This is a genomic window from Streptomyces sp. NPDC056296, assembly GCF_042268605.1.
GTDB lineage: Bacteria > Actinomycetota > Actinomycetes > Streptomycetales > Streptomycetaceae > Streptomyces.
In genome coordinates, this window is the sequence record NZ_JBHJRX010000044.1 from 11,657 (window position 1) to 20,339 (window position 8,683).

Consider the following 8,683-nt stretch of genomic DNA (forward strand, 5'->3'; position numbering starts at 1 on the left):
GGTGTATCCGTCGCCGGTGGCGTCGGCTGCGATGATGCGGTTGTAGTTGTTCCATCCGTGGCCGATTTGGCGGACGTCGCCGTAGGGGTCGCCGTCGTCGCGGACGAAGTTGTTGGAGTACAGCGACATCGTGCCGTCCGGCTTCAACGCCACCAGGTCGGAGAACGAGTCACCCGTCACGCTGTGACCCGGGGTCTCGGGCTCCTCCCACTGCCACCAGCTGGTCTGCTGGCGCGCACCGGCCCAGCTGAGACTGAAGTGGATGTGGTCCGTGTGCGGATTGCTGCCGTCGTACTCCCGCCACCCGTCTGCGGCTTGGCTCGACGACCAGATCCGGTCGTTCCAGATCAGGTACATGATCCCGAGTCGCCGGGCATTGGCATGCTTGTTGCCGTGCTTGTCCGTCTTCAGCAGCCAGGTGAGGACGTCCTCGGCGACGGCGCGCTCACCGGAGTCGTAGTAGTTGAGCATGTAGTCCAGCGCACGGCCTTCCTTGTGCTCACTCGTGCCACCGCTGTCGCAGGCACGGGTGAAATAGGAAGTGTGAGAGCCGTACGCTTCGTTGAGCAGGTCACGGAGGCCCACGGCGCCCGGCTTGGCGGTCGGATCACAGGTGTCCTGGGGGTCGTAATCGGCATACGCGTCGATGGCCGGCCCGAAGTCCGGAGTGGACGGCGCGGCCGACGCGGGCGTCGCCACGAGGATCGTCGCCGCGGCGAGGACGAGCCCCACCAACGAGGATGCCAGCGCGGTGGCCGGCCGCCACCGAGTCCTGGGGCGCGGACCGGTGGACGGTATCGAGTCCGCCTGGGATCTTGCTCTCGTTCTGAACACGGCACTCCTTGGGTCGAGTGGTTCACTCGACGGCACAGTCTGGGGTGCCTTCGCCGCGTGGAGTACCTATAACTTTTCAGCATGCTCGTCGCCGCGTGCGGCTGAGAGCCCCGCCATATGCTCACCGCATGCTCACCGAAGTCACCGCCACCCACTACATCGAGCCCCTGCGCTCCGGCGGCTCCGTCCCCGCCGTCGTCGAGGCCGACGATCTCGGCACCTACGTCGTCAAGTTCACCGCCTCCGCGCAGGGCCGCAAGGCGCTGGTCGCCGAGGTGATCGTGGGGGAGCTGGCGCGGGAGCTGGGGCTGCGGGTGCCCGAGCTGGTGCTCGCCCACTTCGACCCGGCGATCGCCGCCGACGAACCGCACCAGGAGGTGCGCGACCTGCTGGACGCCAGCGCGGGGCTCAACCTCGGCATGGACTACCTGTCGGGCGGCGCCGACCTCACGCCCGAGCTGGTCGAGATGTTCCCGGTGGACGCGGCGGAGGCCGGCCGCGTCGTCTGGCTGGACGCCCTCACCGTGAACGTCGACCGGACGGTGCACAGCTCCAACCTGATGGTGTGGCCGACCTCCGGCACGGTCCCGCCGAGGCTGTGGCTGATCGACCACGGCGCGGCCCTCGTCTTCCACCACCGCTGGGACGCCTCCGCACCGGAAAAGGCGTACGACTTCCGACACCACGCCCTCGGCCACTACGCGCCGGACGTCCGTGCCGCCGACGCCGAGCTGGCGCCGAAGGTGACGGAGGAACTGCTGCGCGAGGTGGTGGCGCGGGTACCGGAGGCCTGGCTTACCTGCGAGGCCGGCTTCGACACGCCGGACGAGGTCCGGGGCGCCTACGTCGGCTATCTGCACGCGCGCGTCCGCGCCTCCCGCGGCTGGCTGCCCACCGACTTCCCGACCCGCGAGGAACTCGCCGCCGAGAACGCCGCCCGCGCGGAGCGCACCCGGCGTGGCCGGCCCGACTGGCTCAAGCGGGTCCCCGACCTGCACGGCAAGCCGCCCGCCGAACGGGACTGGTCCGCGCACCTGGGCTGAACGCGAGACCGCGCCCCCGGTGCTGTGCGGTACCGGGGGCGCGGACGTCGTGCGTCGAACGGAGCCGGGCGTCAGCCCTTCAGCTGCTCGTACGCCGGCAGCGTCAGGAAGTCGGCGTAGTCCTCGTCGAGGGAGACGGTCAGCAGCAGATCGTGGGCCTGCTGCCAGTTGCCGGCCGTGAAGGCCTCGTCGCCGATCTCGGCGCGGATGTTCGCCAGCTCCTCGGCGGCGACCTTGCGGGCCAGCTCGGCGGTGACCTGCTCGCCGTTGTCGAGGACGACCTCCGCGTTGATCCACTGCCAGATCTGCGAGCGGGAGATCTCGGCGGTGGCCGCGTCCTCCATGAGGTTGAAGATGGCGACCGCACCGAGGCCGCGCAGCCACGCCTCGATGTAACGGATGCCGACCTGCACGGCGTTGACCAGGCCCGCGTACGTCGGCTTGGCGTCCAGGGAGTCGACGGCGATCAGGTCGGCCGCCTTGACGTCGACGTCCTCGCGCAGGCGGTCCTTCTGGTTGGGCTTGTCGCCGAGCACCTTGTCGAAGGACTCCATGGCGATCGGGACCAGGTCGGGGTGGGCGACCCAGGAGCCGTCGAAGCCGTCGCCGGCCTCGCGGTCCTTGTCGGCGCGGACCTTCTCGAAGGCGACCTTGTTGACCTCGGCGTCCCGGCGCGACGGGATGAACGCCGCCATGCCGCCGATCGCGTGCGCGCCCCGCTTGTGGCAGGTGCGGACGAGGAGTTCGGTGTACGCGCGCATGAACGGGGCGGTCATCGTCACCGCGTTGCGGTCCGGGAGGACGAACTTGGCGCCGCCGTCACGGAAGTTCTTGACGATGGAGAACAGGTAGTCCCAGCGGCCCGCGTTCAGGCCGGCGGCGTGATCGCGCAGTTCGTAGAGGATCTCCTCCATCTCGTACGCGGCCGTGATCGTCTCGATCAGGACGGTGGCGCGGACGGTCCCCTGCGGGATGCCGACGTAGTCCTGCGCGAAGACGAAGACCTCGTTCCAGAGGCGGGCCTCCAGGTGCGACTCCGTCTTCGGCAGGTAGAAGTACGGGCCCTTGCCGAGGTCCAGCAGCCGCTGGGCGTTGTGGAAGAAGTACAGGCCGAAGTCGACCAGGGCGCCGGGGACCGGCCGGCCGTCGACCTGGAGGTGGCGCTCGTCGAGGTGCCAGCCGCGCGGGCGCATGACGACCGTCGCCAGTTCGGCGTCCGGGCGCAGGGCGTACGACTTGCCGGTGCGCTCGTCGGTGAAGTCGATGCTCCGGGTGTAGGCGGAGGCCAGGTTGAGCTGACCGAGGACGACGTTCTCCCAGGTCGGTGCGGAGGCGTCCTCGAAGTCCGCGAGCCAGACCTTCGCGCCCGAGTTGAGGGCGTTGATGGTCATCTTGCGGTCGGTCGGGCCGGTGATCTCGACCCGGCGGTCCTGCAGCGCGGCCGGAGCGGGGGCCACCTTCCAGGAGTCGTCCGCGCGGACCGCGGCGGTCTCCGGGAGGAAGTCGAGCGTGGAGGTGCGGGCGATCTCGGCGCGGCGCTCCGCACGGCGGGCGAGGAGTTCGTCACGCCTGGGCGTGAACCGCCGGTGCAGCTCGGCCACGAAGGCGAGCGCCGCATCGGTGAGGACCTCCTCCTGCCGGGGCAGGGGCTCGGCGTCGACGATGGCCAGCGTGGACGGCGCTGGTGCGGACATGAGCTGTCACTTCCTTCAGCGGTGGCACCGGGTGCCAACGGGCACGTATGGGGCATTGCGCACTCGTTGTGCGGTCGAGTGCTTCTGATCAGTGGATAGTAGTTTCCTCATTGTGGAACTTCAATGGTTTGTTGATGTCGAGATTCTCTGAGTCGAGGGACAGTGGCGCCCAGTGCCATCTCCCTCACTCAAGGTGGCGCAGGTCGGCCTCGGTGTCGATGTCGTACGGCCGTGCCACGTCTCCGCACTCCACGAGCGTGATGTCCGCCTCGTGTTCCCTCAGATAGGCGCGTGCCCCCCGGTCACCGGTGGCAGTCGCCGAGACACCTGCCCAGTGGGCGGCGCCGAGGAGGACGGGGTGCCCGCGCACACCCGCGTACGCCGCCGATGCGAGCGACGTCTCGTCCCGGTAGGCGGCGCGCACCCGCGCCATCGCCGCCGCGCCGATGCCGGGCTGGTCCACCAGTGAGACCAGTGCGGCCCGTACCCCCGCCCCGGCCGGGCCGGCCAGCGAGTCGAGTCCGGCGCGCAGTGACGACCCCATGCCCTGCTCCCAGTCGGGGTTGTCCACCACGACGCACCCGCCGAGCGCCGCCCGCGCGCGTACGGCGTCGGCCCGCGCCCCCAGGACGACGTGCACGCGGGCGCAACCGGCCGCGCGCAACGCGGCGATCGCGTGTTCGACGAGCGGATGTCCGCGGTGTTCGAGCAGAGCCTTGGGGCGTCCGCCGAGTCGCCGCCCGCCCCCGGCGGCGAGCAGCAGCCCCGCTACCTGGCCTTCGTTCTCCGTCATGCGTCCTGCATACCTGACCGCTCGCCAAACGCTCCGGCGTGCGCGGGGTTTCGGGAGACTGAAATTCGGTCCGCGCGGTGGCGCGTCCGGTGCGGGGTGGCGTTTACTGGCCCGCGTCCCCGGCGCCCGACCAGCGTCAGGGGGCGCTCGGCGCGATCACCACGTAGGGGCGCACGAAGGGGTGCGAGGGGGAGGGCTGTGTTGCGGAGCTTGGGGCAGAGGCAAGTGACCGTGGGTGACGAGGACGTGAGGGTGGCGGCACTGCGGACCGCGGTGTCCCGGTTGCGCCGCCAGCTCGCTCTGTTGCCTGCCGATTTCCCGGACCGCGCCATCGCCGAGGACGAGCTGGCCGACCTTGCCGCGATGACGAACCACGGTGTCCCCGAGGTCGCGCGGCTGCACCGCGCCCTGCTCCTGATAGCCGGTGCGATCGGCTCCGTCAGCGCCCTGTCCCGGGGGCTGACGGAGGTCCGGCACGCCGTGGAACTGTTCGGCGACCCCCCGCGCCGCTGAGTCCATCGGCCAGGGGGCGCGTTATGCGGCCGGGTTGCCGTTCGAGGTGAGCAGGGCCTCCGACAGCTCCGCCGCCACCTGCTGGAGCAGGGGCACCATCCGGTCGGTCGCGGCCTCCGTGACCCGGCCGGCCGGGCCGGAGATCGAGATCGCCGCCGCGGTGGGGGAGTTCGGCACGGAGACGGCCAGGCAGCGCACGCCGATCTCCTGCTCGTTGTCGTCGATCGCGTATCCCTGGCGCCGCACGTCCTCCAGCGCCGCGATGAAGCCGTCCGGCGTGGTGATGGTCTTGTCGGTCGCGGCCGGCATGCCGGTCCGGCCCAGCAGGGCCCGCACCTCGTCCGCCGGGAAGTCCGCGAGCAGCGCCTTGCCGACGCCCGTGGAGTGCGGCAGGACGCGGCGGCCGACCTCGGTGAACATGCGCATCGAGTGCTTGGACGGCACCTGTGCGACGTACACGATCTCGTCGCCGTCGAGCAATGCCATGTTCGCCGTCTCGCCGGTCTCCTCGACCAGGCGGGCCAGGTGCGGGCGGGCCCAGGTGCCGAGCAGCCGGCCGGCGGACTCACCGAGCCGGATCAGGCGGGGGCCGAGCGCGTAGCGGCGGTTGGGTTGCTGGCGTACGTATCCGCAGGCCACAAGGGTGCGCATCAGACGGTGGATGGTCGGCAGCGGCAGCCCGCTGCTCGCGGAGAGCTCGCTGAGGCCGACCTCGCCGCCCGCGTCCGCCATCCGTTCGAGCAGGTCGAAGGCGCGCTCCAGGGACTGGACGCCGCCTGTGGCGGACCTGGCGGAGTCGGTGGTGCTGGCGCTGGACGTCGGCACGGCACGTTCCTTTCGGGGCTGGCGGGAGGAAAGAAGCGTACCCGGCGGCCGGTTGACTCCCGGCTTGTACGTAGCTACGTTCTGCTTGCTGGAATTCTAATTCCGCTTTGTGGAAACGTCCAGGGTCTGCCCGCTGGGCATGCCCGCACAAAGGGTGCCTCTTGACGGCGCGGAACCGGGAATGAAGACTTCTTCAACAGAACGTTGAAATCGGCGAGAGAGAGGTTCGGGTGTCCGAAGCTGAACTGGTGCTGCGCTCGACGCGCGTCATCACTCCCGAGGGGATACGCGCCGCGTCGATCGCGGTGACCGGGGAGAAGATCACGGCCGTCCTGCCGTACGACGCCCCCGTCCCGGCGGGCGCCCGGCTGGAGGACGTCGGCGACCACGTCGTGCTGCCCGGCCTGGTCGACACCCACGTGCACGTGAACGACCCCGGCCGCACCGAGTGGGAGGGCTTCTGGACCGCCACCCGCGCCGCGGCGGCCGGCGGCATCACCACCCTCGTCGACATGCCGCTCAACTCCATCCCGCCGACCACCACGGTCGAGAACCTGCGCACCAAGCGCGACGTCGCCGCCGACAAGGCCCACATCGACGTCGGCTTCTGGGGCGGCGCCCTGCCCGACAACGTCAAGGACCTGCGCCCGCTGCACGAGGCCGGGGTCTTCGGCTTCAAGGCCTTCCTGTCGCCGTCGGGCGTGGACGAGTTCCCGCACCTCGACCAGGAGCAGCTCGCCCGGTCACTCGCGGAGATCGCGGCCTTCGACGGCCTGCTCATCGTGCACGCCGAGGACCCGCACCACCTGGCCGCGGCCCCGCAGCAGGCCGGCCCGAAGTACTCCCACTTCCTCGCCAGCCGCCCGCGCGACGCCGAGGACACCGCGATCGCCACGCTCCTCGCACAGGCCAAGCGGCTCAACGCGCGCGTGCACGTGCTCCACCTGTCCTCCAGCGACGCCCTGCCGATGATCGCCGAGGCCCGCGCCGACGGCGTACAGGTCACCGTCGAGACCTGCCCCCACTACCTCACGCTGACCGCCGAGGAAGTGCCGGACGGCGCGAGCGAGTTCAAGTGCTGCCCGCCCATCCGCGAGGCCGCCAACCAGGACCTCCTGTGGCAGGCGCTGGCGGACGGCACGATCGACTGCGTGGTCACCGACCACTCGCCGTCCACCGCCGACCTCAAGACCGACGACTTCGCCACCGCCTGGGGCGGCATCGCCGGCCTCCAGCTCAGCCTGCCGGCCATGTGGACCAAGGCTCGTGAGCGCGGTCTGGGGCTGGAGGACATCGTGCGCTGGATGTCCGCGAACACGGCACGCCAGGTGGGACTCGACGGACGCAAGGGCGCCATCGCGGCCGGCCACGACGCCGACTTCGCGATCCTCGCCCCCGACGAGACGTTCACCGTCGACCCGGCCGCCCTCCAGCACCGCAACCGCGTCACCGCGTACGCGGGCAAGACCCTGTACGGCGTCGTGAAGTCCACCTGGCTGCGCGGACAGCGCGTCGTGGCGGACGGCGCGTTCACCGAGCCGAAGGGACAGCTCCTCACCCGGACCTGAACCGTCCGGACCCCCTGAATCCAGATCACCTCGAACGACCCCGAAAGGAACACCTGATCACCGTGACGGCCCAGCAGAACCCCTCGTTGGCCAGCTTCACCGGAGACGCGAACCCCTACGGAGGCGGCGACCCGTACGCGGACTACCGCACCGCCGACCTCCCCTTCACCCAGTACGCCAACCTTGCCGACCGGCAGCTCGGCGCGGGTGTCGTCGCCGCCAACGACGAGTTCTTCGCCCAGCGAGAGAACCTGCTGGTGCCCGAGCCCGCCGAGTTCGACCCCGAGCACTTCGGGCACAAGGGCAAGGTCATGGACGGCTGGGAGACCCGCCGGCGGCGCGGCGTGTCGGCCGAGCAACCCTGGCCCACCGAGGACGACCACGACTGGGCGCTGATCCGCCTCGGCGCGCCCGGCGTGATCCGCGGCATCGTCGTCGACACCGCCCACTTCCGCGGAAACTACCCGCAGGCGGTCTCCGTCGAGGGCGCCTCGGTCGCCGGTTCCCCGTCGCCCGAGGAACTGCTCGCGGACGACGTGAAGTGGACGACCCTCGTCCCGCGCACCGCGGTCGGCGGTCACGCGGCCAACGGCTTCGCCGTCTCGGCCGAGCAGCGCTTCACCCACCTGCGCCTCAAGCAGCACCCCGACGGTGGCATCGCCCGCCTGCGCGTGTACGGCGAGGTCGTCCCGGACCCGGCGTGGCTCACCGCCCTCGGCACCTTCGACGTGGTCGCCCTGGAGAACGGCGGCCAGGTCGAGGACGCCTCCAACCTCTTCTACTCGCCGGCCACCAACACCATCCAGCCGGGCCGCTCCCGCAAGATGGACGACGGCTGGGAGACCCGCCGCCGCCGCGACCAGGGCAACGACTGGATCAGCTACCGCCTGGCGGACCGCGTCCAGATCCGCGCGATCGAGATCGACACGGCGTACCTGAAGGGCAACTCGGCCGGCTGGGCGTCGGTGTCCGTGAAGGACGGCGAGTCCGGCGAGTGGCGCGAGGTCCTGCCGCGCACCCGGATGCAGCCCGACACCAACCACCGCTTCGTCCTGCCCGAGGCGGCCGTCGGTACTCACGCGCGCGTGGACATCTTCCCCGACGGCGGCATCTCCCGCCTGCGCCTGTTCGGCTCCCTGACGGAGGGCGGCGCGACCCACCTGGCCGCCCGCCACCAGGAACTCGGCGGCTGACCCCGTAGACGGACCGGTCGCCTGCCGAACGGGCGGCCGACCCACCAACGGACCGGCCGCCTGCCGAACGGGGCGGCCGACCCATCAACGGACCGGTCGCCTGCCGAACGGGGCGGCCGACCCATCAACGGACCGGCCGCCCCACCGGAACGGGGCGGCCGGCCCTCCAAGACCCGCGGGGGGGACCAGATGGAAAGAAACCGTGTGTCCCGCCTCTTTT

Annotated in this window: 7 protein-coding genes and 1 pseudogene; 4 read left to right on the forward strand and 4 right to left on the reverse strand. The window is 70.9% G+C overall.

The window, feature by feature from the left end; all coding sequences use genetic code 11:
* Positions 1–732, reverse strand: a pseudogene (locus tag ACFCZF_RS28520) (hypothetical protein); the annotation flags it as partial.
* Between the two features lie 230 nt (positions 733–962).
* On the opposite strand from ACFCZF_RS28520, the gene ACFCZF_RS28525 reads away from it, so the two are divergent.
* Positions 963–1,877 carry a HipA family kinase gene (locus tag ACFCZF_RS28525; RefSeq protein WP_376674065.1) on the forward strand — a complete coding sequence of 305 codons (915 nt, stop codon included), beginning with the start codon at positions 963–965 and terminating at the stop codon, positions 1,875–1,877.
* 71 nt (positions 1,878–1,948) lie between these two features.
* On the opposite strand, the gene aceB is transcribed toward ACFCZF_RS28525, so the two are convergent.
* On the reverse strand, positions 1,949–3,571 hold the full coding sequence (aceB, locus tag ACFCZF_RS28530) for a malate synthase A (protein WP_376674066.1): 1,623 nt from the start codon (positions 3,569–3,571) through the stop codon (positions 1,949–1,951).
* A 184-nt stretch (positions 3,572–3,755) separates the two neighbouring features.
* The gene (locus ACFCZF_RS28535) at positions 3,756–4,364 is read right to left on the reverse strand and encodes an NTP transferase domain-containing protein (RefSeq protein ID WP_376674067.1); all 609 of its coding nucleotides are present in this window, start codon (positions 4,362–4,364) and stop codon (positions 3,756–3,758) included.
* 198 nt (positions 4,365–4,562) lie between these two features.
* Between ACFCZF_RS28535 and ACFCZF_RS28540 the strand changes: the two genes are divergently transcribed.
* Complete coding sequence (locus ACFCZF_RS28540) at positions 4,563–4,877, forward strand: DUF5955 family protein (protein ID WP_375922935.1); 315 nt, start codon at positions 4,563–4,565, stop codon at positions 4,875–4,877.
* A gap of 21 nt (positions 4,878–4,898) precedes the next feature.
* Here the strand turns inward: ACFCZF_RS28540 and allR are convergent, their stop codons facing one another.
* Positions 4,899–5,702 carry an allantoin degradation transcriptional regulator AllR gene (allR, locus tag ACFCZF_RS28545; protein WP_376674068.1) on the reverse strand — a complete coding sequence of 268 codons (804 nt, stop codon included), beginning with the start codon at positions 5,700–5,702 and terminating at the stop codon, positions 4,899–4,901.
* A gap of 230 nt (positions 5,703–5,932) precedes the next feature.
* Between allR and allB the strand changes: the two genes are divergently transcribed.
* Entirely contained in the window at positions 5,933–7,270 is a 1,338-nt protein-coding gene (gene allB / locus ACFCZF_RS28550) for an allantoinase AllB (RefSeq protein ID WP_375922941.1), read from the forward strand.
* A 62-nt stretch (positions 7,271–7,332) separates the two neighbouring features.
* A complete protein-coding gene (gene alc, locus ACFCZF_RS28555; RefSeq protein ID WP_376674069.1) occupies positions 7,333–8,463 on the forward strand; it encodes an allantoicase in 1,131 nt (376 codons plus the stop codon).
* Positions 8,464–8,683 lie beyond the last annotated feature (220 nt).